Origin of the sequence: Frisingicoccus caecimuris (assembly GCF_004340975.1) — a bacterium.
Lineage (GTDB): Bacteria > Bacillota > Clostridia > Lachnospirales > Lachnospiraceae > Frisingicoccus > Frisingicoccus caecimuris.
The window spans coordinates 1-25,385 of record NZ_SLXA01000015.1; the positions used below are offsets into that span (position 1 = coordinate 1).

The 25,385-nt window shown below is 43.0% G+C and carries 24 protein-coding genes and 3 tRNA genes; all 27 read right to left on the reverse strand.

Annotated elements, in window-relative coordinates; translation table 11 throughout:
* Positions 1-259: 259 nt before the first annotated feature.
* A tRNA-Ser gene (locus EV212_RS11660) sits at positions 260-348 on the reverse strand.
* A gap of 135 nt (positions 349-483) precedes the next feature.
* Positions 484-569 (reverse strand) — tRNA-Ser (locus EV212_RS11665).
* Positions 570-834: 265 nt separating this feature from the next.
* Positions 835-1,857 carry a tRNA (adenosine(37)-N6)-threonylcarbamoyltransferase complex transferase subunit TsaD gene (gene tsaD, locus EV212_RS11670; RefSeq protein WP_132093556.1) on the reverse strand — a complete coding sequence of 341 codons (1,023 nt, stop codon included), beginning with the start codon at positions 1,855-1,857 and terminating at the stop codon, positions 835-837.
* A 12-nt stretch (positions 1,858-1,869) separates the two neighbouring features.
* Positions 1,870-2,778, reverse strand: coding sequence for a ribonuclease Z (locus EV212_RS11675; protein WP_132093559.1), 909 nt, complete (start codon positions 2,776-2,778; stop codon positions 1,870-1,872).
* A 24-nt stretch (positions 2,779-2,802) separates the two neighbouring features.
* The gene (locus EV212_RS11680; protein ID WP_132093562.1) at positions 2,803-3,009 is read right to left on the reverse strand and encodes a hypothetical protein; all 207 of its coding nucleotides are present in this window, start codon (positions 3,007-3,009) and stop codon (positions 2,803-2,805) included.
* Between the two features lie 77 nt (positions 3,010-3,086).
* Entirely contained in the window at positions 3,087-3,542 is a 456-nt protein-coding gene (rimI, locus tag EV212_RS11685) for a ribosomal protein S18-alanine N-acetyltransferase (RefSeq protein ID WP_132093565.1), read from the reverse strand.
* Entirely contained in the window at positions 3,539-4,255 is a 717-nt protein-coding gene (gene tsaB / locus EV212_RS11690; RefSeq protein WP_132093568.1) for a tRNA (adenosine(37)-N6)-threonylcarbamoyltransferase complex dimerization subunit type 1 TsaB, read from the reverse strand. The genes rimI and tsaB overlap by 4 nt, the downstream gene beginning before the upstream one ends.
* Positions 4,255-4,689 (reverse strand): tRNA (adenosine(37)-N6)-threonylcarbamoyltransferase complex ATPase subunit type 1 TsaE, encoded by a 435-nt coding sequence (gene tsaE / locus EV212_RS11695; RefSeq protein WP_132093571.1) that lies wholly within the window; start codon positions 4,687-4,689, stop codon positions 4,255-4,257. Before tsaE ends, tsaB begins: the two co-directional genes overlap by 1 nt.
* Before the next feature lie 53 nt (positions 4,690-4,742).
* A complete protein-coding gene (locus tag EV212_RS11700; protein WP_132093574.1) occupies positions 4,743-5,345 on the reverse strand; it encodes an ECF transporter S component in 603 nt (200 codons plus the stop codon).
* Positions 5,342-7,492 (reverse strand): Tex family protein, encoded by a 2,151-nt coding sequence (locus tag EV212_RS11705; RefSeq protein ID WP_132093577.1) that lies wholly within the window; start codon positions 7,490-7,492, stop codon positions 5,342-5,344. Before EV212_RS11705 ends, EV212_RS11700 begins: the two co-directional genes overlap by 4 nt.
* A gap of 63 nt (positions 7,493-7,555) precedes the next feature.
* Positions 7,556-8,764, reverse strand: a complete 1,209-nt coding sequence (locus EV212_RS11710; protein WP_132093580.1) for a cofactor-independent phosphoglycerate mutase — start codon at positions 8,762-8,764, stop codon at positions 7,556-7,558.
* A gap of 16 nt (positions 8,765-8,780) precedes the next feature.
* On the reverse strand, positions 8,781-9,224 hold the full coding sequence (locus tag EV212_RS11715; RefSeq protein WP_132093583.1) for an ACT domain-containing protein: 444 nt from the start codon (positions 9,222-9,224) through the stop codon (positions 8,781-8,783).
* A 16-nt stretch (positions 9,225-9,240) separates the two neighbouring features.
* Positions 9,241-10,363, reverse strand: a protein-coding gene (prfB, locus tag EV212_RS11720) for a peptide chain release factor 2 (protein ID WP_132093586.1) whose coding sequence is annotated in 2 segments (ribosomal slippage) — positions 9,241-10,287 and positions 10,289-10,363 — 1,122 coding nt in all. Because the reading frame shifts where the segments join, the coding sequence is not laid out codon by codon here.
* Between the two features lie 68 nt (positions 10,364-10,431).
* The gene (gene secA, locus EV212_RS11725) at positions 10,432-13,047 is read right to left on the reverse strand and encodes a preprotein translocase subunit SecA (RefSeq protein WP_132093589.1); all 2,616 of its coding nucleotides are present in this window, start codon (positions 13,045-13,047) and stop codon (positions 10,432-10,434) included.
* A 185-nt stretch (positions 13,048-13,232) separates the two neighbouring features.
* On the reverse strand, positions 13,233-13,760 hold the full coding sequence (gene hpf, locus EV212_RS11730; protein ID WP_132093592.1) for a ribosome hibernation-promoting factor, HPF/YfiA family: 528 nt from the start codon (positions 13,758-13,760) through the stop codon (positions 13,233-13,235).
* 545 nt (positions 13,761-14,305) lie between these two features.
* Positions 14,306-15,784 (reverse strand): SH3 domain-containing C40 family peptidase, encoded by a 1,479-nt coding sequence (locus EV212_RS11735; protein WP_132093595.1) that lies wholly within the window; start codon positions 15,782-15,784, stop codon positions 14,306-14,308.
* Positions 15,785-16,008: 224 nt separating this feature from the next.
* A complete protein-coding gene (locus tag EV212_RS11740; protein WP_207669111.1) occupies positions 16,009-16,842 on the reverse strand; it encodes a CvfB family protein in 834 nt (277 codons plus the stop codon).
* Positions 16,843-16,851: 9 nt separating this feature from the next.
* Complete coding sequence (locus EV212_RS11745; protein WP_165873368.1) at positions 16,852-17,556, reverse strand: acyl-[acyl-carrier-protein] thioesterase; 705 nt, start codon at positions 17,554-17,556, stop codon at positions 16,852-16,854.
* 128 nt (positions 17,557-17,684) lie between these two features.
* Positions 17,685-17,756: transfer RNA gene (locus tag EV212_RS11750), tRNA-Gln, on the reverse strand.
* A gap of 140 nt (positions 17,757-17,896) precedes the next feature.
* On the reverse strand, positions 17,897-19,885 hold the full coding sequence (gene uvrB, locus EV212_RS11755; RefSeq protein ID WP_132093601.1) for an excinuclease ABC subunit UvrB: 1,989 nt from the start codon (positions 19,883-19,885) through the stop codon (positions 17,897-17,899).
* Between the two features lie 73 nt (positions 19,886-19,958).
* Positions 19,959-20,987 carry a PDDEXK nuclease domain-containing protein gene (locus tag EV212_RS11760; protein WP_132093604.1) on the reverse strand — a complete coding sequence of 343 codons (1,029 nt, stop codon included), beginning with the start codon at positions 20,985-20,987 and terminating at the stop codon, positions 19,959-19,961.
* Between the two features lie 144 nt (positions 20,988-21,131).
* Positions 21,132-21,995 (reverse strand): RhuM family protein, encoded by an 864-nt coding sequence (gene rhuM, locus EV212_RS11765; RefSeq protein WP_243115552.1) that lies wholly within the window; start codon positions 21,993-21,995, stop codon positions 21,132-21,134.
* Positions 21,996-22,169: 174 nt separating this feature from the next.
* A complete protein-coding gene (locus EV212_RS11770; RefSeq protein ID WP_132093607.1) occupies positions 22,170-22,388 on the reverse strand; it encodes a hypothetical protein in 219 nt (72 codons plus the stop codon).
* 330 nt (positions 22,389-22,718) lie between these two features.
* Entirely contained in the window at positions 22,719-22,940 is a 222-nt protein-coding gene (locus EV212_RS11775; RefSeq protein ID WP_132093610.1) for a hypothetical protein, read from the reverse strand.
* Positions 22,941-23,169: 229 nt separating this feature from the next.
* The gene (locus EV212_RS11780; RefSeq protein ID WP_132093613.1) at positions 23,170-24,558 is read right to left on the reverse strand and encodes an MATE family efflux transporter; all 1,389 of its coding nucleotides are present in this window, start codon (positions 24,556-24,558) and stop codon (positions 23,170-23,172) included.
* Positions 24,548-25,039: a MarR family winged helix-turn-helix transcriptional regulator gene (locus EV212_RS11785; protein ID WP_132093616.1), complete on the reverse strand. Its 492-nt coding sequence runs from the start codon at positions 25,037-25,039 to the stop codon at positions 24,548-24,550. Before EV212_RS11785 ends, EV212_RS11780 begins: the two co-directional genes overlap by 11 nt.
* 6 nt (positions 25,040-25,045) lie before the next feature.
* Positions 25,046-25,294, reverse strand: coding sequence for a hypothetical protein (locus EV212_RS11790; protein ID WP_132093619.1), 249 nt, complete (start codon positions 25,292-25,294; stop codon positions 25,046-25,048).
* Between the last annotated feature and the right edge of the window lie 91 nt (positions 25,295-25,385).

Below are 25,385 nucleotides of genomic sequence, written 5' to 3' on the forward strand. Positions count from 1 at the left end.
CAAACTCTCATGTTCATATCCTAACAGAATGACAACTAGCTGTTATCTTCCCGTTTTTTACTGTCTGGAGTGCCTTTCGGCACCATTCGTTTTTTTGAAATTCTCTTAAAGAACTTTCGGGATTGTTTTATTGTTTAATTGTCAATGTCCATTTTTTGATGTTGCTCATTTCTGTCGTGCAACTTCTTAATGATAACACGCTTTTCGATTTTTGTCAACATCTTTTTTACTTTTTTTCAAACATTTTCAATGTCTGAAACGGAGAAGGAGGGATTTGAACCCTCGCGCCGCTATTAACGACCTACTCCCTTTCCAGGGGAGCCCCTTCGGCCTCTTGGGTACTTCTCCAAGCATAGCAGAAAACTATTCTTATATTAACTTTAGATATAGACTCCGCTCAACTAAGCTCAACAACGTTTCGCTAAGGTTCGTGGAGTATGTTCCGCACCAAACTCGAAAACACCTCGTTAAGTGCTCACGCAACGGAGAAGGTGGGATTCGAACCCACGGCCCCTTTCGGAGTCACTGGTTTTCAAGACCAGCTCCTTAAACCACTCGGACACCTCTCCAAAACAGTGCTTTAATAGTTTAACAGGTCTTTCGATGCTTGTCAAGCATTTTTTCTCATCCGCACAATTTTCTTCGTTCTTTTACACCGTCAAACGGCAATGATTATAATATCATCAAGCCCTTTATATGTCAACATTTTTTTGACACTTTTTTTCGTTTTTCTGATCGTTGATCTTCACCCCTAAATGTAGTGTTTATCCACTTATACTGACACCAATTCAGAAGGCGCATTTCACAATTTTCTTCTATTATTATGGCTCCCGGTCATCTCTGTCCAATTTTCAAATTCGGCACAGCATTTAAATCCAGGCCATGACGTGTTCCTGCAAGATATTCATAGTAAGCGGCACAGCCGATCATCGCCGCATTATCCGTACAAAGAATTGGTGATGGATAATAAAATTTAAGCCCGGCCGCTTCGCATTTTTCTTTCATAGCCTGACGAAGTGCAGAATTTGAAGCCACACCGCCGGCCAATGCTACTTTATCTATATGATATGTCTTTGCCGCCAAAATCGTATGACTGACAATCGCATCCACAACAGCCGCCTGAAAAGAGGCTGCCACATCAGCACGGCAAATTTTCTGATGTTTCATTTCACATGAATTGATATAATTCAAAACCGAAGACTTCAGACCACTAAAGCTAAAATCCAGCGGTGCGTCTGCCACATGAGCCCTTGGAAATGCAATGGCCCGAGGATTTCCCTCTTTGGCCAGCTTATCGATCTTTGGTCCTCCCGGGTATCCAAGTCCTATTGCTCTTGCCACTTTATCAAAAGCTTCTCCCGCAGCATCATCTCGTGTTTTTCCAAGAATCTCGTACTTACCGTAATCCTCTACCATGACCAGATGGGTATGGCCTCCGGATACGACCATTCCAAGAAATGGGGGTTCTAAATCTTTATTTTCAATATAGTTGGCAGAAATATGTCCTTCAATATGATGGACTCCTACCAATGGAATATTTTTAGCATAGCTGATTGCTTTGGCTGCCGCGACGCCAACCAGAAGCGCGCCAACAAGCCCCGGTCCATAAGTGACCCCAATTGCGTCCATATCTCCCAACTTCATACCGGCTTCAGCTAATGCTTCCCGTATCACCGGATTAATTTTCTCAATATGTTTTCTGGATGCAATCTCCGGCACCACACCGCCGTAGAGCTTATGCAATTCAATTTGAGATGATATAATGTTAGACAAAACTTCTCTTCCGTTTTTCACTACGGCTGCCGCAGTTTCGTCACAGGAAGATTCTATCGCAAGGATATAAATATCTTTTTCCATACCGCTATTCCTCTATTCCTCAAAATTCAATTCCACCGATCGTCGATCTTTCGCCGCATGGGCATTTGGAAAAATCCGCCGGACATCATCCATAAATATTTCCGGATGATTAATGGCCGGACTATAATGGGTCAGCCATAATTCTTTAACACCAGCATCTCTTGCAAGACCTGCGGCCTCTTCAAAGGTCATATGCTTGTACTTCACCGCATTGTTGATATCGCCCCGTTCACCATACATTCCCTCGCAAATAAACAAATCCGACCCCTTCGCATTCTGACGAATCGAATTCGTCGGCCGCGTATCCGTCGTATACGTAACTTTAATCCCCTTACGCGGTTCTCCAAGCACCATAGACGGTTCAAATAACTGGCCATCTGCTTCAATGATTTCGCCTTTCTGCAAACGATTCCAATATTTTAACGGGACCTCATTGGCCTTTGCCTTTTCCACATCAAAAAGCCCCGCTCTCGGAATAGATATGCTATATCCATAGCAGGTGATTTTATGATTCACTCGAAACGCATCAATATGATATCCATGGGTTTCTATATGCTGCTGCGTCTGCGTAAGTTCGATGAACTCAATATCAAATGGCAGTTCCGGCGCAATCACTCTCAACGAATTTACAACTCGAATCAACCCCTTCGGGCCAATCATAAGCAAAGGTTCTTTTCGATCCGAATTTGCCATTGCCAGCAATATTCCCGGAAGTCCGCTGATATGATCACCATGAAAATGAGTAATACAGATTACATCCAGCGGCCGAAAACTCCAGCCTTTTTCCCGGATCGTGATCTGTGTCCCCTCCCCACAGTCAACCAGAAGACTGCTTCCATTATAACGGAACATCAGGGACGTCAGCCATCGATAGGGCAACGGCATCATCCCACCCGTTCCTAATAAACACAAATCCAACATATCTTTCCCTCTTTATATCAATCTCTACACCAATTCTGTTGTTTCCGAAATATCCGGCGATTTTTTGAATCCCCGAGTCCATCTGTCATAGCAGTCTTCACACAGATCAATGCTATGCTTTTGTCCGTCCTTCCCCTTTGAAAAGTATCCCCATACTTTTTCAATATGCACATAATCTTCCTGTCCAATCACACGACCGCAGCAATGACAAATTTTTGTATTTTTCTCCATATTTTACTCCTTTGCATACTCTGTCGTCAGGTTTCGGTTTTATTATACAAAATCCGTCCGGTCAAATACATAGGAGATTACTGGCAGACAGGCGCCTTCTCCCACATCATTACTACCGCATCTTCTTTTGGATTGGTATAAAAACCTTTTCTTATCCCGCACATCTCAAAGCCCAGACTTCCATACAGCCTCTTCCCTGCTGTATTCCCCGCCCGAACTTCCAGGAAAAAGCGTTTCTCTCCAAGGGATGCTCCAAGCGTCATCAACGCCCGGACCAACGCTCCCCCATACCCCTTTTGACGGTACTCAGGAGCAACAGCCACATTGACGATTTCTCCCTCATCCAGAGCATGATACAGACAGCAATACCCTGTAACCTCTGCTTTTGCATCTTCTGCCATCACCAGCAAATGCGCCGACGGCTCATTCAGAGAATCCTCAAAACTTTTCCGGCTCCACGGATCTGTAAAACAGGCATTTTCAACAATAAGAACGGCATCCATATCTTCCGCCGTCATCGGGCGAATCATCATGACTGTTTCTCCCGTTTCTGGCGTTCCATCAATTCACGTTCTGCCTGAGACAAACGTAAATATTCCGGCACGTGTTGATCCGCCGTCTCAACACAGCCCGCTTCAAAATATAATTTTCCAAGAGCCGCCAGCGCACCCGCCCGCTGCGCATTTAGATGGGGCGGTGCAAAGCTGCATGGGACCTGAGTATGTTCTTCTATATAGTTCTTATGGACCGGTACGCCATCGCCTAAAAATACGACCGGTTTTCCCATGCCATTTATCTCCTGAACAATTTCTTCAATACCAACAGCTTTTTCCCGGCAGAGTACACGAAAATCCTTTCCTTCAAAGGTATAAAGCCCCGTATACACCTGCTGGCGGCGCGCATCCATGATCGGACAGATAATCTGCTCCGTTCCATAAAGATTATAAGCCATGGCATCCACCGTAGGAACATTTACAAGCGGCTTATCCAGCGCCAGGCCCAGCCCTTTCGCCGTAGCCGCACCAATACGAAGTCCGGTAAAGGAGCCCGGTCCGCCGGAAATAACAATCGCATCCACCGAATCCAATGAAATGCCCGTCATCCGCACAACTTCATCCAGCATCGGCAGCAACGTCTGGGAATGGGTTTTTTTAAAATTTGTCGTATATTCGCCGATGAGCTTATCCTCTGTCATCAAAGCGACCGAAGCCACCAGCCCCGAACTTTCAATTGCCAGCAAAAGCATTATAAAACGCCTCCTTTTTCCAGCGTAATCTTCCGATAATCAAACCCTTTATCCATATCTTTTTCAATCAGAATGCCGACAAAATCCTCCGGCAGAATTTCCCGAATCAAGTTTGCCCACTCAATCAGGCAGACTCCTTCTCCGTAAACATAATCATCAAAACCAATTTCATCCATCTCTTCCACATCGCCGATACGGTAAACATCAAAATGATAAAAAGGCATCTTTTCACCTTCATACTCCTGTACAATGGTAAATGTGGGACTGCTGACTGCCTCTTCCACCCCAAGTCCGGCGGCAAATCCCTGGGTAAATACAGTTTTTCCTACACCCAGGTCACCTGTCAGACAGTACACATCTCCCGGTTGAGCCTCACTGCCGATTTTCCGTCCATATTCATATGTTTCATCCGCAGAAAACGTTTCTATAATCATTTGAACCTACCTTTTGAAATATAATTATTTATCTCATAATATCATACTCAAATTTAAAATTGAAGCGGTTTTTTCACCAGTTTAAATACGTAATAAGAAACAATCGCCATCATAATGCCTTTGACCACATTGAACGGTGTAATTCCAATGATAATAATCTTCCACAGGCTATTGATCTCCGGAAGGAATCCCGGCGTCATACTTCCAACATATCCCACAAGTGCATCAACGCCTCCGAACATGCTGGAATACAGTGGCAATGTAATAAAATAATTAACGATCATTCCCGAAATGCACATTGCTACCGTGCCCGCTACATAACCCACGAGCAGTCTGTGTTTTCCTTTCCATTTTCTATAAATGATACTCAAAGGCAACACATAGGCGCTTCCGACAACAAAGTTCGCCAATTCACCGGCGCCTACTGTTTTTGTAGACATCGCCTTGATAATATTCTTTATCAGTTCAATAAAAACGCCGGCAGCCGGACTGATTCCAAGGCCTCCAAGGATTGCAGGAACATCGCTGAATTCAATTCTGAGGAACCCAAGATAACCCGGAGACTCCAGAAGCATCAGCACATAAGCCAAGGCCGAAAATAAACCGATAATCACCAAATCCCTCGTTGAAAATAATGTTTTTTTTGCTTCCATCATTGTATCCCCTTCATTGTTAGTTGTATCCTTTTTTTCGTCACATCCACACTCAGTACCTTTACATCAACAATGTCTCCCACACTGACGACTTCCATTGGATGCTTCACAAATTTTTTATCTGTCAGCTGCGAAATGTGCACTAAACCATCCTGATGCACACCAATATCCACAAATGCCCCGAAGTCAATGACATTGCGCACGGTTCCTTTCAAAATCATGCCTTCTTTTAAATCTTTCATTTCCAGAACATCTGTGCGCAAAATCGGCTTCGGCATCTCATCCCGGGGATCCCGTCCCGGTTTCTCCAACTCTTTGACAATATCTCTCAGTGTAATTTCCCCAATGCCAATATCTTCACTGAGTTTTTTATAATCCTTCATCTGACGGCCCAATCCGGACAATTTTCCATTTAATATATCTTCCGTTGTATAACCCAGACGTTCCAGTAATTCAACAGCAGCCCCATAGGACTCCGGATGAACGCTCGTCCTGTCCAAAGGATTATCCCCGTCCAATATTCTCATAAAACCCGCACACTGTTCATAAGCCTTTGGTCCCAACTTCGGCACCTTTAAAAGCTGCCGACGGTTTTTAAACCGTCCGTTCTCCTCCCGATATGCGATGATATTTTTAGCAATCGTTTTATTAATGCCGGAAATATACTCCAGAAGAGATGCAGAAGCCGTATTCAGGTCCACACCAACCCGATTGACACAATCTTCTACCGTTCCGCCCAAAACATCGCTCAGTTTTTTCTGATTCATATCATGCTGATACTGGCCGACACCGATTGCTTTCGGTTCAATTTTCACCAACTCCGCCAACGGATCCTGGAGCCGTCTGGCAATAGATGCGGCGCTTCTCTGTCCCACATCAAATTCCGGAAATTCCTCCGTAGCCAATTTACTCGCCGAATAAACGGAGGCGCCGGCTTCATTGACAATTACATATTCTACACGGCTGTCCAGTTCTTTCAGCAAATCCACGATAACCATCTCTGATTCCCGGGAAGCCGTGCCATTTCCCAGAGAGATAAGTGTAATATGATACTTTTTAATCAACCGTTTTAACACCGCCTTTGCCTCGGCAACTTTTTTCTGAGGCTCAGTCGGATAAATTACAACCGTATCCAGGACCTTCCCTGTCGGATCGACCACCGCCAGCTTACAGCCTGTACGAAATGCCGGATCCCATCCAAGTACAACGCGCCCCGTGATCGGCGGCTGCATCAAAAGCTGTTTGAGGTTTTTTCCAAAGACTTTAATACCGCCGTCTTCTGCTTTTTCCGTCAGTTCATTGCGCACCTCCCTCTCGATCGCCGGTGCGATCAAACGACGATAGCTGTCCACAATGACATCTTTTAAGATTTCCTCTGTTTGTGAATTATCTTTTCGGATGACTTTTTTCTCCAGATATCTCAATATTTTTTCCTCCGGCGCTTCAATCCTGACCGTCAGAAATTTTTCTTTTTCGCCCCGATTTATAGCCAGAATGCGATGTCCCGGAATCTTATTCACTGCTTCTTCATAATCATAATAATTTTCATAAACAGATTTTTCTTTTTCATCCCTGGCCTTAGAGACAATTTTCCCTTCATTTTCCGTTACCCGTCGGATGTAGGACCGGTAATCGGCCGAATCTGAAATCATTTCTGCCAGAATATCCTTGGCCCCCTCCAGCGCTTCCTCTGCCGAAGCCACTCCCTTTTCATCCGATATATAGGCTGTCGCTTCCTCTATAAGAGGCTTTTTCATCATCTGAAGCAGCAGGATATTTGCCAGCGGTTCCAGACCCTTTTCTTTGGCGATCGTTGCCCGCGTCCGGCGTTTCGGTCGATACGGGCGATACAGGTCATCCACGGCTACCATTGTTTCTGCAACTTCAATGGCCCTTTTTAATTCCGGCGTTAATTTCCCCTGTTCTTCGATTGAACTCATTACCTGAGCCTTTTTATCTTCCAGATTACGTAAATATAATAATCGTTCATGGAACTGACGCAGCACTTCGTCATTCAGAGAGCCGGTAACTTCTTTTCGATACCGGGCAATAAAAGGAATCGTATTCCCTTCGTCAATCAGTTTGATCGCCGCCTCGGCCTGCCATGTTTTAATATTCAGTTCCTGACTTATCGTCCTTATAATGTCCATAGATTCTCCTATCACAGAAACAGGCCGCCCATTTCTGCGCAGCCTGTTTGCGTGTCTGCCAGTTTACTCATTCAGCAGACGGTCAATCAGTTCATAACCCTTTTCAATTACAATATTGCCACTTTCATCGGCCTCTTTTTCATTATAATTCCAGGATTTTTTCAAGTCTTTCCGACTATCATAAATCATAAACGGCACCGGATTTGACGAATGGGTACGAATGCAGATTGGCGTCGGATGATCCGGCATAATTAAAAGTCGGTAATCTTCGCCGGATGCGTCCATTGCTTCCACCAATGGTTTGATCAGCCGGGCATCCATATTTTCAATGGCCTGAATTTTACGTTCAATGCTTCCCTGATGTCCCATCTCATCCGGAGCTTCCAGATGTATGTATACAAAATCACTGCCATCATTCAAAAGCGTATCCGCCGCTGCCTGAGCTTTACCCTCATAATTTGTGTGAAGTCCGCCATTTGCGCCTTCAACTTCAATATTTTTCATCTCTGCGCCTACGGCAATCCCTTTAAGCAAATCTACGGCAGAAATCATAGCGCCTTTTAAATGGGTCTTTTCTTCAAAAGAAGTCAGAGCCGGACGCGTACCGGCGCCCCAGAACCAACAGGAATTGGCCGGATTTAAGCCCTTTTTCCGTCGTTCCACATTTAACGGATGATTTTCCAATATATCATAACTTTTTTCCATCATTTTACGGAGGACCATATCTTCAGGGAGAAAATCTTTAATCACTTTTCCCAGATGATCATGAGGGGGCGCCAGTTCTACAACACGACCTTTGTCCCAGATTAACAGATGTCTGTAACTTGTTCCCCGATAAAATCTATAAGTTTCTGTCTCCAGAGCTTCACGAACAGCGTCCAGAAGCACAGCCGCATCTTCTGTGGAAATCTCATCCGAGCTGTGATCAATAATGGTTCGCTCTTCGTAAGGAATGTCTTCCTCTTCGGAAAGTGTTACCAGATTACAACGCAGGGCAACATCCGTCTCCTTCATATCCACGCCGATGCTCAGCGCTTCCAATGGAGAACGTCCGGTATAATAAAGTCTTGGATTATAGCCCAGTACAGCCAGATTCGCCGTATCACTTCCCGGGCTCATGCCTTCAGGAATAGTGTTTGCCATACCAATTTCCGACTTTTTTGCCAACGCATCCATAGTTTCAGTTTTTGCATACTCCAACGGTGTCTTTCCGCCAAGTTCCTCCAGCGGTTCGTCGGCCATACCGTCGCCTAACATTACGATATACTTCATAACATTTCCTTCCTCTCTACTCTCTGGATAAAATTTTAAGATAATGAACCCCCTGCGTTTTTTCCAATGCATCGATCAGCTCGGACACGTCACCGGTTGTATTCAGGTTTTCAATACTCAGTGTCACCGAAGCCACACCATTCACCGGGATTGCCTGATGAATGGTCAGAATATTAGCCTGATACTGGGCCACGCAATTTAAAAGTCCGGATAACAGCCCCGGCTCGTCATCCAGCTGAATCATGACCGTAAATGTACGGCCTCTGGAATGGTCATGAAACGGGAAAATATCATCCTTATACTTGTAAAACGAACTCCGGCTGATGCCTGCCCTCTCTGTAGCTTCCTGGACAGTCATTACCTTTTCCGAATCCAGAAGATGCTTGGCTTCCACCACTTTCAGAAGGACTTCCGGCACAGCCTTCTTTTTTACGACATAATAATCATTGCGTTTCTTCATACATATGCCTCCGGCACTATTCCGCCTTATTTTTATCGATGCTCCGCCATTTCAGATAAGCATTAATAAATGGGTCAATATTGCCATCCATGACACTGTCCACGTTGCTGATCTCCGTATTTGTCCGGTGGTCTTTTACCAGTTTATACGGCTGCATAACATAAGAACGAATTTGATTGCCCCATCCGATTTCTTTTACCTCACCGCGGATATCAGAGGCCTTTTCTTCATTCTCCTGCTGTTTTAAAAGATACAGCTTTGCTTTCAGCATCTGCATTGCTTTATCTTTATTCATATGCTGAGAACGTTCATTCTGGCACTGAACCACAATTCCTGTCGGCAGATGGGTGATACGAATCGCTGATGAGGTCTTATTGATATGCTGGCCGCCCGCTCCACTGGAACGATAGGTGTCAATTCGCAGATCCTTATCATTAATCTCTACATCCACATCTTCCTCAATGTCCGGAATAACATCGCAGGATGCAAAAGAGGTCTGGCGCTTTCCAGCCGCGTTGAATGGCGAAATGCGCACCAGGCGGTGAATACCCTTTTCAGCTTTCAGGTAACCATAGGCGTTATCCCCATTAATCTGCATAGTGATCGCCTTAATGCCGGCCTCATCTCCATCCAGAAAATCCAATACTTCCGTAGTAAACCCATGCTTTTCTGCCCAGCGGCTATACATACGGTACAACATACCGGCCCAGTCACAAGCCTCTGTACCGCCGGCACCTGCGTGGAGCGTCAGAATCGCATTGTTGTCATCGTATTCGTCGCTAAGCAATGTGGATATGCGCAGTTCTTCCAGTTCTTCAATGAAAAGATTCAGCGCCTCCTCAATTTCAGGAATCAGACTTTCGTCATTTTCCTCATAACCCATTTCAATTAATGTTTCCACATCCTCATAGGCAGTCTCCAAAGCCTCATACTTCTCTACCGCATCTTTCAGGTGCTTCAATTCTTTCATGGCTTTCTGGGAATTGTCCGGATCATCCCAAAATCCGGGTTCCTCCATAATATTCTCTAATTCACTGATTCTGGACTTTTTATAAGCCAGGTCAAAGTGAATCCCTCACTTCCGCTAATGGTGTTTCATAACTGATCAATGTTACTTTGAACTGGTCTAATTCAACCATTGCTTCACCCTCTTTCTTATATTTTGATTATCGACTCCGAACGATTGTCCGCAGCCGGCTGCTTCATGCTATTTTTTACGTCCGCAGCATTGTTTATATTTTTTGCCGCTGCCGCACGGACACGGGTCGTTCGGATAAACCTTTCCTTCTTTCCGCCGTACCGGCTGTTTCGCAGCAGATTCATCTTTGTTCGTTCCGGTAACCTTCGCAACCTCTTCCCGTTCTATCCTCTGCTGGATACGGATGTGCATCAGCGCCTGAACCGTATCCTCGGAAATGCCGTCGGTCATCTCATCAAACATATCATACCCCGCAAAGCGGTATTCCACCAATGGGTCCCTCTGTCCATAAGCCTGGAGCCCGATGCTCTGCCGAAGCTGCTCCATATTGTCGATATGGTCCATCCAGCGGCGGTCGATCATCTTCAGGAGTACCACGCGCTCAAGTTCACGAATATGCTCTTCCTCAGGGAACTCTTTTTCCTTTGCCTCATAAATTTCAATAGCTTTATTCTGAAGTTCTTTAATGAGCTGCTCTGCATTCTCTCCCTCATGATCTTCCTGTTTCCAGGACACATTTGTATAAGGAATCACCTGAACAAGTCCCTGGGCCAGACTTGCCAGATCCAAATCCGACACAGCGATTTTCTGTTCCAGTTTTTCCAAATCCTTTTCTTCCACCTGGCTCTCTGCCGGAATGTGCATATGCACATGGTTCTTTACAACATCGCGTATCATCTTAAAGATAACATCACGCATATTGTCTCCGTCAAGAACACGCAGACGCTCAGCATAAATAATCTCACGCTGTTCGTTCATAACCTGATCGTATTCCAAAACATTTTTACGAATGCCGTAGTTATTGGACTCAATCTTCATCTGGGCTTTTTCTACTGCGCTGGAAAGCATCTTGTGCTGAATGGCCTCGCCTTCCGGAAATCCAAGGGAATTGAAGACGCCCATCAGCCGCTCAGAGCCAAACAGACGCATCAGATCATCTTCCAGAGAAATGTAAAATCTGGATTCGCCCGGATCGCCCTGACGTCCGGAACGACCACGCAGCTGATTATCAATTCGGCGGGATTCGTGACGCTCCGTACCGATGATCATCAGACCTCCCAGTTCGGCCACGCCTTCTCCCAATTTGATATCCGTACCACGACCAGCCATATTCGTCGCAATCGTTACTGCTCCCCTCTGTCCGGCCTGAGCAACGATCTCAGCCTCCATCTCATGGAATTTAGCGTTCAAAACTTTATGGGGAACGCCTCTTTTTTTCAGAGCATCACTGAAAATTTCTGAAGATTCAATGGTAATGGTACCCACCAGTACAGGCTGTCCTTTTTCATGCGCTTCGACGATTGTATCTGTTACCGCATTGACCTTTTCTCGCTTTGTCTTATAAACCAGATCTTCATGGTCCACACGGCGTACCGGTTCGTTCGTCGGAATTTCGATAACATCCATTCCATAAATATCACGAAATTCCTGTTCTTCGGTCAGCGCCGTACCAGTCATACCGGCTTTTTTCTCATATTTATTAAAAAAGTTCTGGAAAGTAATCGTTGCCAGCGTCTTACTTTCGCGTTTTACCTTCACGCCTTCCTTCGCTTCAATTGCCTGATGAAGACCGTCAGAATAACGGCGTCCCGGCATGATACGTCCGGTAAATTCATCAACAATCAACACCTGATCATCTTTGACCACATAATCATGATCTCTGTGCATCAGGTTATGAGCCCGGAGAGCCAAAATAATATTATGCTGGATTTCCAAATTCTCCGCATCCGCCAGATTATCAATATGGAAGAACTGTTCGACCTTCTTCACGCCATCTTCAGTCAACGATACATTTTTCTCTTTTTCATTGACAATATAATCTCCGGTTTCGATAATCTCTTCACCCATAATGGCCGTCATCTTCGTCATCTCACCGCTGGCCTCGCCCCGTTCCATCTGACACGCAAGGATATCACAGGCCCGGTAAAGCTCTGTAGACTTTCCGCTTTGGCCAGAAATGATCAACGGTGTTCTGGCCTCGTCGATCAGGACCGAGTCAACCTCATCGATAATCGCATAGTGAAGTCCCCGCTGAACCAGCTTTTCTTTATAAACAACCATGTTATCTCTCAGGTAATCAAATCCCAGCTCATTATTCGTCGCATAGGTAATATCGCAGGCATAAGCTGCTTTTCTCTCTTCCGGTGTCATACTGTTTAAGACAACGCCAACCGTCAAGCCTAAAAACTCATGCACCTTGCCCATCCACTCGGCATCTCGTTTTGCCAGGTAGTCATTGACCGTAACGATATGAACGCCCTTGCCGTCCAGCGCATTCAGGTAGGCCGGAAGCGTGGATACCAGGGTCTTACCTTCACCCGTCTTCATCTCGGAAATACGTCCCTGATGCAGAATTATACCGCCGATCAACTGAACCCGATAATGCCGCATACCAAGAACTCTGTATGCTGCCTCACGCACGACCGCAAAGGCTTCGACCAGCAGATCGTCCAGTGTTTCTCCCTGCGCAAGCCGCTCTTTAAAGGCACTTGTCTTATCTCTCAACTCTTCATCTGAAAGCTTCTCCATGGCCGGAGAAAGTGCTTCAATCTTATCTGCGATCGGATAGATCCGTTTCAGCTCCCTCTGGCTATGGGTTCCCATAATTTTTGAAAACAAGCCCATTTTATCACTCCTACTAATCTTTCTATCTCATTTTCAGTATCTTCTATAAAACACGTAGTAATTATTGTAACACAGAAATATCGGTTTGCCAACGAAAAAATCTTTCATCCGACGGACAACGGTCCACCACAGGCGCACAACACAAAAACGGCTGCTTATCGCAGCCGCCTTCATTTCTTTCATATTTAATACTCTGGTTCAATTAATCCATAAGTATTTCCTTTACGTTTGTAAACCACATTCACATCATCTGTCTCCGCATTCCGGAATACAAAGAAGTTATGTCCGGAGAGTTCCATCTGGATGCAGGCTTCTTCCGGATCCATCGGTTTCATAGCAAATTTTTTAGAACGGACAATTCGAATCTCCTCCGGTTCCTCTGTCTCCATTTCAATAAATGCCTGCTGGAAATTGCCACCGCCACGATTTCTATTAACCAGTCGGGTTTTATGCTTACGCATCTGACGTTCGATAATTTCCTGTACTAAATCGATAGAAACATACATATCATCGCTTACCTGCTCAGCACGAATAACGCTGCCTTTGATCGGCACGGTAACCTCGATTTTCTGACGATTCTTCTCTACACTGAGTGTCACGATCGCTTCAGTTTCCGGAGTAAAGTATTTATCCAGTTTACCTAATTTCTCATAAATCGTATCTTTAAGTCCCTGAGTCACATCAATATTTTTTCCGCTGATCGTAATACGCATAGATATCACTCCTTACTGTGTAATTATGTTTTAATTATATCACATCTGCCTATTCTTTCAAGTCAACTTGTTGTATTTTCTGAAAATATTTTGTAATTTGACACATTTTTAAGAGAAAACAGACGAAACAAAACCATTCGACATTAAAGAATAAACAACTAAAAAGTCAAGACATTATCCACATTTTTGTTGAATTTTACGTTTTCACCAAAACATACTTTTGCCTTTTTTCTCTTCATTCACCCTTTATACACTGTGGATAAAGTGGATAACTCTGTGCATAAGTCGATTTTTCCGAGAAAATCTGTATTTTCTTATGTGGATAACTTTGTGAATTGTGGATAAGCCAGAATGAATATTTTTTGTTTTATGCAATTCTTCGACAAGTTTTTTGTGCATTTTTAATAAACCCCTTTATTTCGAGCTCATTTTACATATTTTTTTCCACATCTTATACCCAATTCGGTGGATAAAAAAACGCCCGATAAACCGTAACGATTTATCAGGCGTTTTTAAGATTATTATCAGAAAAAGGAAATCATATATTAATCGACAATACGTCTGCAGCAGTAGATATCACCACTGTAGGATAAACTGGTTTCGATAATGCCTGTATCCCAGTTGCTGGCATGAATCGTATTACCATTACCAGAGTAGATAGCGATATGCTGAATTTCTCCATAAGAAGAGTAGATCACCAGATCGCCTGGCTGCAGTTCATCTACAGATACACCCCGGCCGCATACGGACTGAGTTGTACACGTTCTAGGAAGTGAATATCCAAAGTTTGCATAGATACTCTGAACAAAACCAGAACAGTCCGTACCATTTGTCAGAGAAGTTCCTCCATAAACATATGGATTTCCAAGGAACTGTCTTGCATAGTCAACAATCTGCTGTCCCAAACCACTGTTTGAAGATGGTTCGTTGTATACTGGTTCCTCCTCAGCCGGCTCAGTTGTTGTCAGATAATCGCTGTGAATATAAGCGGTTGTTCCGTTGTAGTCCACACGGCTCCATCCGTTTTCGCAAATACCCGTACGCATAATGCTTTCACCTTTTCCAAGTCCTCCGACTCTGTCGGCAAATGCATCGGCCGCTCCTCTTACATTAACTGGGTCCGTCGCCCATACAGTTTCTGATACTTCTTCAATATATAAAGATGGCTCTTCGACTTCCTGTGTCTCTTCTTCCTGAGCTTCCGTCGGTTCTTCCTGAGCCTCGGTTTGCTCTTCTCGTGTTTCCGTCAGTTCTTCCTGAGCCTCTGCTTGCTCTTCCTGTGTTTCCGTCTGCTCTTCAGCAGCCTCTGTCTGTTCTGTTTCTGTCGTATGCTGCGCATCAGTATCAGTGGTCTGCTGACGTGCTGCTTCCGCCTCTCTCTGTGCTTCCTCTTCCATAGAAACTGCAGAATCATAAGCGACACCGACTTCTACGGTCTGATTTTTAACATAACCTTCAACGCCATCTTTATTTACCTTTGTCCAATCGGATTCCGGAATCACTGCCAGCACTTCAAGAATCTCTTCATTGCCGGCTGTTGCAATGACCGCTGCATCGTCGGATGCTTCCGCTTTAATCTCCACGCCATCCGTGATGATCTTTGCATAACTGTTGACCGCATCTGTATTCTTTGCAACTTCCTCAGCTTTCTTACCTGTAACTACATATTCTGCCGAAACATAACCTTCACAGGAACCGGACTGAATATGTATCCATTCACCGGTCTCTTCAAGTACTTCAAATCCGGCACCGAAATAAAGCTTACCGACTGCCTCGCTGTCGACGCTTGGCTCCTTGCGAATCATTACGCAGTCTTCCGCCGTGGAAATTCCTTTCTTATAAAATGGGGAAGCAACTTCTTCAGTTGCTGTATAAATAATTTTTCCCTGGATATCCAAATCCCCAAACGAAACATCAAATTTTGTTGTAGTAACCGGAGCCGCATGAACACCTATTGGATTTGTACCGAATACAACTGCTGCCGCTAAACCGAAAACATACGGTGCAAATTTTAATTTTCCCATTGGTCTTTTCCTCCTAATTCAAGTAATTTTATGTGCCCGTAAATTTTTTGTTATATTTACGCCACATATATTACACATTTGTTACAAATATCATTTTAGCAAACCCTTCTCCGGTTGTCAACCTTTTATGTAATTTTTTTGTAACAATTAGTTTACAATTTCAACACTATTTCGTAATGAAACGCAAAAAGCCGGAGGATGCTCTACCCTCCGGCTCTGATTACTTATTTTTCTACATTGATCCGTATTTTATGCTGGTCTATCTGAATCTTTTTCGTTTTGAGCAAATGACCAACCGCCCGTTTAAAAGCAGCCTTCGACATATTTAACTCTCGCTCGATAACCTCCGGAGATGCCTTTTCCGAAAATGGAAGCACTCCATCATAGCTTTCCAGCACATCCATGACCACAGCAGCATCCTTGTCAATCTGGAATTCGACCCGTTCCCGCAGACTTAATTCCAGTTTCCCGTCTTCCCGCACATGAACTACCCGTGCCTGAACCTTATCGCCTACCCGGAATTGACCATGGACATTTTTCTTTGGAATCATTCCGTGATATTTGCCGTCCACTGCGACAAAAACGCCAAGGTTTGGATTTACCTGATAAACAATCCCCTGAATCATCGCATCTTTTGTATAAGGTGAATCTGTGGCAAGATAGTCATAAATTTTCATTGTCGCACAGAGACGCTTACTCTTATCAATATATAAAGCTACCGGATAACTTTTTCCCGGACGGACCTGAACCGTCTGTTCTTTATACGGAAGGAGCAAGTCTTTTTCCAGGCTCCAATCTAAAAATGCACCAATTTTACTAATCTCTTTGACACAGAGCAGACCAATCTGGCCCAATGTGAGCGCCGGTTCCTCTGTCGTAGCAATCAAGCGATCACTGGAATCCCGATACACAAAAACTTCCAGGGAATCCCCGATTCGAGTACCTTCCGGAACATATTTTCTCGGGAGCAATACTTTCTCTTCCTCATCCCCAACATATATCCCAAAGTCTTTTATACGAACTACATTTAAAATTTGTTTTTCACCCAATCGTATCATAGCTTACTCCTATTCCGTAAATTCCGTAATGACACATACTTCTCCGCCTGCTTTTTCCAGAAGGACAACAATTGTTCCGGCTTTTACCTGTCGTTTCGGAATCAAAATATCCCCATACCGAGCTGAATGCTTGTATTCCACCCGAATCTGATGTATCCGATAATTTTCCGGTAAATATTCCATCGCCACCGCCACATATCTCGCATTATTCATATGATGATTTGTATCCAGACAGGCTCTTGTCACCGTTATGGGTTCCAACGTCTCAAATTCACCGGAAATCGGGATTTTTCGTCCTTCGTAATTCATCGACTCCTTCGGTTCCATCTGATAAGCCTCAATCTGAGTTCTGTCTACCCGAACCGGACGCCCTGTTGTCACATCGATCATCGCCCATACGGAATTAGCCCTTGCAATCCGCCCACCGGAAGCATCATCAATAATAAAATTACGCAGTCCCAATGGCCCCTTAAAATCATACGGCCAGGTTCCTACCGTAATCGACTCGCCATATGTCGGATAACGTTCCACAACAATCTGCCAGCTATTCAGCATCCAGACCTTTCCCAGGATATCCATGTTTTTCGGCCCCACGCCAAGCTCATCTGACTGAAAACAACTACAATCCTGAAAATAATTAATTACCTGGGCCATATCTACCCTGTAGTCCGCTCCAACCTCACTGTAGGTCACCGGACGCTCCATTCGATACATATCTCCACCCCTTCGCATACCCGTAAATACAGAAAACGCATCACCGGCGCGTTTTTCTGCATATTATAGCATGAAAAAAATCAGACATTTCACTAAAGCTCCTCTTTAATAAAATGTCTGACTGATAACTGGGCTGGAAGGATTCGAACCTTCAAATGCTGGAGTCAGAGTCCAGTGCCTTGCCATTTGGCGACAGCCCATCATTGGCTCAACAATTGCATTATATACTATCATACACATTTTGGCAAGAGTTTTTTTGAATTTTTTTAAATTTTTTTAAAACATCTTTTTTTGCCTTATTTAACACAATAACACCTGCAATCAATGAGCCTGCAAATAATCAGTCATCCATTGTGGACAGCATTTTCTTTAATTCAATTAATTTATCACGCAGCTCTGCCGCCTGCTCGAAATTCAAATCCGCCGCCGCCGACCGCATCTGCTTCTCCACCTTTCCAATAAGCTTCGTTAATTCCTTCCTGCTCATGGATTCCGGATCTTTCATTAATTGATCTTCCGTTTCTGCAATCGCCTTCGAAACCGCAATAAGATCACGGACAGCTTTCTTGATCGTCTGAGGTGTAATTCCGTGCTCTTCATTATATGCCTGCTGAATCTGACGGCGTCGGTTCGTTTCATCGATGGCCCTTTTCATAGAATCGGTCATCGTGTCCGCATACATGATAACATGCCCTTCCGAATTTCGCGCCGCACGTCCGATTGTCTGGATCAATGACGTCTCTGAACGCAGGAATCCTTCTTTATCTGCATCCAAAATAGCCACTAATGTAATTTCCGGAATATCCAGTCCTTCCCGCAGCAGATTGATACCGACGAGTACGTCAAACACATTCATACGCAAATCCCGCACGATTTCCGTCCGCTCCAGGGTATCGATATCAGAATGGAGATATTTTACCCGAATGCCGGCTTCCCGCATATAATCGGTTAAATCTTCCGCCATCCGCTTGGTCAGCGTGGTGATCAATACTTTATGTCCCTTGCTTGTCTCACGATTGACCTCACTGATCAGATCATCGATCTGTCCTTTCACCGGACGCACTGAAATCTCCGGATCCAAAAGTCCTGTCGGCCGAATAATCTGTTCGGTCCGCAGCAATTCATGTTCTGCTTCATAGACATTCGGGGTCGCCGAAACGAACATCATCTGGTCAATTTTGCTTTCAAACTCCTGGAAATTCAGCGGTCGGTTATCCTTGGCCGACGGCAATCGAAATCCATAATCCACCAGTGTAGTCTTTCTGGACTGATCTCCGGCGTACATCCCCCGCACCTGCGGAATTGTCATATGGGACTCGTCTACAATAATAAGAAAATCATCCGGAAAATAATCCAACAGGGTATGCGGTGTTGCCCCCGGTTCCAGCCCGGCAAGATGCCGTGAATAATTCTCAATTCCAGAACAGAAACCGGTTTCCCGCATCATTTCTATATCAAAATTCGTCCGCTCTGAAATTCTCTGAGCCTCCAGCAGCTTATCTTCACTCTTAAAATATTGAACCCGCTCCTCAAGCTCCTTCTCAATATTGACAATAGCCGCTTCCATTTTTTCTTTTGAAACAACATAATGAGATGCCGGGAAAATAGCAATGTGCTCCAGCCGAGCTTTAATTTCCCCTGTCAACGGATCAAAAGACGTAATCCGGTCCACTTCATCACCGAAAAATTCTACCCGGACTGCTTCCCCCTCGGCTGCCGCCGGATAAATCTCTACCACATCGCCATGGACCCGAAAGGTTCCCCGTTTAAAATCCATGTCATTTCGTTCATACTGAATATCAATCAGTTTGCGGACCACGTCGTCCCGCTCCTTCTCCATCCCCGGACGCAGAGAAACAACCATCTCCTTGTAATCAATCGGGCTTCCCAACCCATAAATACAGGATACGGAAGATATGATGATCACGTCCTCCCGCTCCGTCAGCGCCGCTGTGGCCGAATGACGCAACTTATCAATCTCGTCATTGATCGCCGAGTCCTTCGCAATATAAGTGTCCGTCTGTGGCACATAGGCCTCTGGCTGGTAATAATCATAATAGGACACAAAATACTCAACAGCGTTATTCGGAAAGAATTCTTTAAATTCTCCGTAAAGCTGTGCAGCCAATGTCTTATTATGGGCCAACACTAACGTCGGCTTGTTCAACGCCTGAATGACATTTGCCATTGTAAACGTCTTGCCGGAGCCGGTGACGCCAAGCAATGTCTGAAACTGATTTCCTTCTTTAAACCCCTTCACCAGGGCCTCGATTGCCTGCGGCTGGTCGCCGGTTGGGGCGTATTCTGATACTAATTCAAAATGATCCATGAACAAGAACCTCCTATGATTACACTTGAATTTGCCAGACATGCTTTAATAAATCAACTATTAATTCTGCATATTATGTCTGATTATATATCAACTGATTGCGTTCTAATTCTTTTTGCAATTCTTCAACTGTAGGCAAAACAGTCATATACTTTGACGCAAATATCTGTTGACTTTCTTGCAATACAGAGTACTTTACCATCGTCTCGTCTTTATCAGTGCAAAATATAATTCCTACTGTCGGATTGTCATCATTTCTTCGTTTCAAATCATCAAACATTCTAACATACATATCCATCTGTCCTATATCCTGATGGGTTAATTTTGTTGTCTTTAAGTCGATTAAGACGAAACATTTCAATATAAAATTATAGAACACCAAATCAATATAAAAATCTGTTGTTTCTGTACATATCCGAATTTGCCTTCCGACAAAGGAAAAACCCTTTCCCATTTCTAATAAAAATTTTTGCAGATTATTAATGATTGCTGTTTCCAAATCATTTTCCAACTGATCTATATTAGATCCAATTCCCATAAATTCCAATACAAATGGATCTTTCACAAACTCCAATGTTTTATTTTCTTTATCTGGTAATTGTGTAGAAAGCATCCTCTTATAATATCCGCTTTTTATATTACGTTCCAAAGTTTTTACTGACCAATTTTCATTTGCAACTTCATTTAAATAAAAATTTCTTTCTTCCTCATCGGAAATACGCATAATATCTCTCAAATGAGACCATGTTACTTTTCCTGCCATCGAAAATCCATATGAATCCTTGGGAAATGTAATATAAAACTGCCGACAATTTCTTAAATTCGCCACGGAAAATCCTGTTCCAAATTCATCTGATAATTTTGCAGATAAATTGCTTATCAAATAAGAACCATATTTAGCTTTCTTTTCTCCAAGTTGCTCTTGTTCAACGATTCTTCTTCCTATATTCCAATATGCATATGTCATTATTGCGCTTGCATTACTATAAGCCTGTTCTCTCGCCTGATGCAATATCAAACGAACATCTTCATACAGTTGCTGTTCATCCATTGTCATAGCTTCCGATATTCCCCGTTTTGCTATTTCGTTCTTTTTACCCATAAATCCTCCATATGAATTCACTACACGCATGTAGCGAATTTAACAATCAGATCATTTTTTCAAAATCTTGCTCTTGTCAACTTATATAAACTTCTTCTTTTCCTAAAATCCGAAAAGCTGATTGGATTTTAAATTTAATATTATTTATTCTTTCTCACCTGATAATTTTAAACGTGGAATTTTTTTGCGAATATCTTGCAAGCCTCTTTGCAATTCCTCTTCAGCCATCAACTCAGCATAATCAATAAACATTGTTACCAACCTGTTTAAACGAGATAATTCTTTTTCATTTAAATAATTTTTAGCAATACGTATGCCCCTTTTTAGTACTTTTCCATTAGGAGCATCTTTCCACGTAGTAAGCCCCATTGCAGGCTTTTCTGAATCTGCCCGTTCATATATCAACTCTGCCGCTGTTTTCCCGGTAACTGCAAAATGAAGTTTATTCTGGACAAAAGCATAAAAATTTTTTGTTGTTTCACTATTCTTATCATAATCATAACTACATTGCTCAAAAACATCGGTAATTTTTTGATAGGCTCTACGTTCACTCGCTCTGATTTCTCTAATACGCTCTAATAATTCATCAAAATAATCTTTTCCAAAAGGCTTTCCGTTTTTTAGCATATCATCATTTAAAACAAATCCCTTGGTAATATACTCTTTTAATGTTTTTGTAGCCCACTGCCTAAAACGCGTAGCCTTTTTAGAATTCACCCGATATCCAACTGCTATAATAGCATCAAGATTATAAAACTCTTGTTCGCGCTTGACATTTCTATTCCCCTCCTTTTGAACTATTTCCATTTTGGAAACAGTTGACTCTTTTATAAGTTCTTCATCCTCAAATATATTAGATAAATGTTTTGAAATAGCCGGTACATTAACATCAAATAACTCTGCCATCGCCTTCTGTGTCATCCAAAAAGTTTCATCTTTAAAAATTACATTTACACATATATTTGTATCTTCTATCTGATATAAGACAATCTCATGTTCTTGATTCATTCCTCATCTTCTCCTTCGATTTAAAATCCGAAGCATTAATTCGGATTTTTATATTATCATCCTAACATTCTTCTATATTGTGTTACTTTGTCTATTACACGAATACAGGTTACAAATTCCATCCGTCCACCCAATGTTATTTAGTCCATATCAGTACTTTTTGTTCCTTTTCATTTAAAGCCGCATTTTCATATTTCTTTTCACAAATCCAGCACCTTCATTTAACAGCATAATCAAGCTATCGCTATATTCCATTCTAATATCCGGCATAATAGCAATTCTGTTTGAATTTTTCACTTCTAATAACGAAAGGCCTGAAAATGCCAAAGATATAATCGATATCACTAATGGAACATTTATTTGCTTTATTAAAAATTCCACTTTTTTGCCCATATAATCCACTCCTGTCCATCACACGTATGTCACCCCTAAACTCTATCTATCCACTCAGTCTGTTGTTTTTTTATTGTAACAATATCATTTTTTCTTCTTTTCCTGCTTCTCCAGTTCCATAAGCATATTATCCAACATGGCATACAAATAATCAGATGGCTCTTCATCATTCCGCTTTGCTTCCAGCATGCGAATAACATCCTGATTGGATACGCTGATAATCAGTTTCCCACTCTCCCGAAGAACGCCTTTAATTGCTCTGTCTGCATTTTTATCCGCCCCGTTACAGGATAAGACGATGGCAACACTGCGCAGAGCTTTGGCGTATAATTACTTTTCCGTAGTATAAATTTCTTTTTGGGTGATTGCGTCTTTATAATTTTTGAACTCAAAAATAATGTATTTAGTATTGAAGAAATCCTCTAAAAATTTCCAAAAAGGACTTACTTTATCATCTTTAATCTTACATAACAAATCAAACCGGTACAGATCAGCATTGGATTTTTTCTGTTTTTTCCATATGGACAGATCATCCATAAATAATTCTTTCAAAATCTTCGTACATAATTTCTCGTATTCGCCACTTTCGATAAATGTTCCGTCATGTACTCGTATTATATCATGTAAAAAAAAGAAAGTACAGCGTCCAATCGAATGTTTGTTCTATGTTTTGTAATCTGGCTATCAGATGAACTCTGTGATGTATAAAACTCCACATCATATGCTGAAGCGCCCCCTTTCTTCTTTATTTTATGATTTGAATATGAAATCTACATAAAATTTAAAAACCATTTTCAATCTGTGTCAGTTTTTTAAAGTTCCTGTAAACCATAACCAATGATAAAACGCAGGCCAGGAAATCGGCAATCGGCCCGGCAAACAATACACCATTCAGTCCAAAGAAGATTGGCAGCACGATCAACAGCGGAATGAGAAAAAAGCCCTGACGGGACAGAGATAGTAAAATTCCCTGACGCACATTTCCCGTACTTGTAAAATAATTTACCGATATCGGCTGTATCCCCAATATGCATACCATAAACATGTAAATGCGCAGATAACGTTCCGCGAATTCAAAATACAGCTCATCTCCCGTTCCAAAAATGCCGGTGAGCTGGCGCGGAAATATCTGGAACACGATAAAAGCCAGCACGCTGATGACCAATGCGGCAGTCACGGCTTTTTTATAAGTTTCCTTCACCCTGTCATATTTTTTTGCTCCCATATTAAATCCCAGAATCGGCTGGCATCCCTGAGCCAGTCCGACAGCAAAAGATACGAGAATCATATTCAATTTCGCACTGACACCGGATACGGCCAGGGGGATATCGCTGCCGTAGACAGACAGAGCGCCATAATGGATCAGCATATTATTTAAGACAATATTGACTGCCATCATGATTGTATGATTAATAAAATTCGAAGTGCCCAGTTTGATAATATCCATCACATATTTTACTCTCAGCCTCAACATTTCAAACCCTATTTTAAAGGTTTTGAACCGTGGGAAATAGGCAATACACATAATCAATGATATACACTGACCGGTGATCGTCGCCAGAGCTGCTCCCCGGATTCCCCACCGAAAAACAAACATAAAAAGCCAATCCAGAAAAACATTCAGTACAGCGCCGGTCACCGTACAGGCCATCGAATAGGTCGGACTTCCGTCCGCTCGAATCAGCACACTGGCCGCATTGGTGAACAACAGGAACGGTAAGCCAAAGGCCGTGATTCCCAGATAAAGCTGCGCATAAGGAAAAACATTCTCCGTCGCACCGCACAAAAGTAAAATCGGCGTTTTGAAAGCCAGTACAAGACCACCCATCAAAATACTGAGAATGACCATTAACATCAATCCGGTACCGAGATATTTTTTCGCTTCTTCTTCTTTTTTTGCTCCCAGACTGATATTGAAATTCGCCGCAATCCCCACCCCGGCCAACTGGGCAAAAGCTATGGTAAAGGTCACGACAGGGAATGCCACATTGGTAGCCGCATTCCCAAGCATGCCGACAACATGACCGATAAATATCTGATCCGTAATATTATAGGCCGCATTCACCAACATGCTGATAATCGAAGGAATAGCAAATTTTTGAATCAACCCCATGATTGGAGCATATCCTAACGGATTCCCTTTTACTGCTGTTTGATCATCATTCATCATCACTGGTATCCCCCTTCCCCTCTGTCGACAATATTTCATTTTTCGCATTTTTTCCGGACAATAATGCCGCCAGATTCGCTTCCATTTTTGCAAGTGCTTTTTGAACAATTTCCAGTTCTTCCTTGGAAATTCCCCGGGTGACAGCATCATTAAACGTCAGCAGTTCTTTTTGTACCGCTGTTTCCAGTTCCCTTGTCATCGGCGTCGGGTAAATACGGTTCTGACGTCGATCCTTCATATCCTTTTCCCGTATCAAAAAGCCTTTCTCTTCAAGGGTTTTAACTACCCGTGTTGTTACTGCTTTATCCACACAGACCATCTCTGTCAGTTCCTCTTGTGTAGCTCCCTCACATTTCTGTAAAGCCATGAAAAAAGGCTGCTCTGCGACCGAAATATTATATTTATGTTTAAAAGCTGCTCCGATGTACATCTGGCTCTTTCTGGCCAGCAAAGTAATCATCCTCAGTGTACTTCGATTCATTTTTTATCACCTCAAATCCATCATACCAACAACTAGTTGACATGTCAACAAATTTTGGACAAGTGCTTTGACACGATTGACAGATACGACTGCGCATAGGGAAATATGTATTCCGTCGTTCCGCATAACTTCAAAATCTGCACTTACCGGTCCGGAACCCAGAAGATTTTCTTCCGCATATAAATATCGATTTCTACTTAACACGCCTCTCCCCTCCTGCTTTAACGCTACGCTTTCTCCCTCAAAAATATCCATTGGATTTTCCACCCTTTTCATTTAAACTCAAAAGGCTTCCATGAGATAATCACTCTATCTCACAGAAGCCTTTTCCCTTTAAATATTCAAT

Excerpts from the sequence above, each read along its gene's own strand:
- EV212_RS11745 (WP_165873368.1), bottom strand. The coding sequence starts at position 17,556 with ATGTATCGAATGGAGCGTCCGGTGACCTACAGTGAGGTTGGAGCGGAC.
- tsaB (WP_132093568.1), bottom strand. The coding sequence starts at position 4,255 with ATGCTTTTGCTGGCAATTGAAAGTTCGGGGCTGGTGGCTTCGGTCGCT.
- EV212_RS11760 (WP_132093604.1), bottom strand. The coding sequence starts at position 20,987 with ATGGGTAAAAAGAACGAAATAGCAAAACGGGGAATATCGGAAGCTATG.
- EV212_RS11740 (WP_207669111.1), bottom strand. The coding sequence starts at position 16,842 with ATGATACGATTGGGTGAAAAACAAATTTTAAATGTAGTTCGTATAAAA.
- EV212_RS11735 (WP_132093595.1), bottom strand. The coding sequence starts at position 15,784 with ATGGGAAAATTAAAATTTGCACCGTATGTTTTCGGTTTAGCGGCAGCA.
- EV212_RS11700 (WP_132093574.1), bottom strand. The coding sequence starts at position 5,345 with ATGATGGAAGCAAAAAAAACATTATTTTCAACGAGGGATTTGGTGATT.
- hpf (WP_132093592.1), bottom strand. The coding sequence starts at position 13,760 with ATGCGTATTACGATCAGCGGAAAAAATATTGATGTGACTCAGGGACTT.
- EV212_RS11710 (WP_132093580.1), bottom strand. The coding sequence starts at position 8,764 with ATGAAGTATATCGTAATGTTAGGCGACGGTATGGCCGACGAACCGCTG.
- EV212_RS11675 (WP_132093559.1), bottom strand. The coding sequence starts at position 2,778 with ATGTTGGATTTGTGTTTATTAGGAACGGGTGGGATGATGCCGTTGCCC.
- EV212_RS11715 (WP_132093583.1), bottom strand. The coding sequence starts at position 9,224 with ATGAAGAAACGCAATGATTATTATGTCGTAAAAAAGAAGGCTGTGCCG.
- EV212_RS11785 (WP_132093616.1), bottom strand. The coding sequence starts at position 25,039 with ATGAATCGAAGTACACTGAGGATGATTACTTTGCTGGCCAGAAAGAGC.
- tsaE (WP_132093571.1), bottom strand. The coding sequence starts at position 4,689 with ATGATTATAGAAACGTTTTCTGCGGATGAAACATATGAATATGGACGG.
- EV212_RS11790 (WP_132093619.1), bottom strand. The coding sequence starts at position 25,294 with ATGGATATTTTTGAGGGAGAAAGCGTAGCGTTAAAGCAGGAGGGGAGA.
- EV212_RS11680 (WP_132093562.1), bottom strand. The coding sequence starts at position 3,009 with ATGGAGAAAAATACAAAAATTTGTCATTGCTGCGGTCGTGTGATTGGA.
- EV212_RS11705 (WP_132093577.1), bottom strand. The coding sequence starts at position 7,492 with ATGGACATTATAAGGACGATAAGTCAGGAACTGAATATTAAAACATGG.
- uvrB (WP_132093601.1), bottom strand. The coding sequence starts at position 19,885 with ATGGATCATTTTGAATTAGTATCAGAATACGCCCCAACCGGCGACCAG.
- EV212_RS11770 (WP_132093607.1), bottom strand. The coding sequence starts at position 22,388 with ATGGGCAAAAAAGTGGAATTTTTAATAAAGCAAATAAATGTTCCATTA.
- rhuM (WP_243115552.1), bottom strand. The coding sequence starts at position 21,995 with ATGAATCAAGAACATGAGATTGTCTTATATCAGATAGAAGATACAAAT.
- tsaD (WP_132093556.1), bottom strand. The coding sequence starts at position 1,857 with ATGGAAAAAGATATTTATATCCTTGCGATAGAATCTTCCTGTGACGAA.
- EV212_RS11780 (WP_132093613.1), bottom strand. The coding sequence starts at position 24,558 with ATGATGAATGATGATCAAACAGCAGTAAAAGGGAATCCGTTAGGATAT.
- rimI (WP_132093565.1), bottom strand. The coding sequence starts at position 3,542 with ATGATGATTCGCCCGATGACGGCGGAAGATATGGATGCCGTTCTTATT.
- secA (WP_132093589.1), bottom strand. The coding sequence starts at position 13,047 with ATGGGCTTGTTTTCAAAAATTATGGGAACCCATAGCCAGAGGGAGCTG.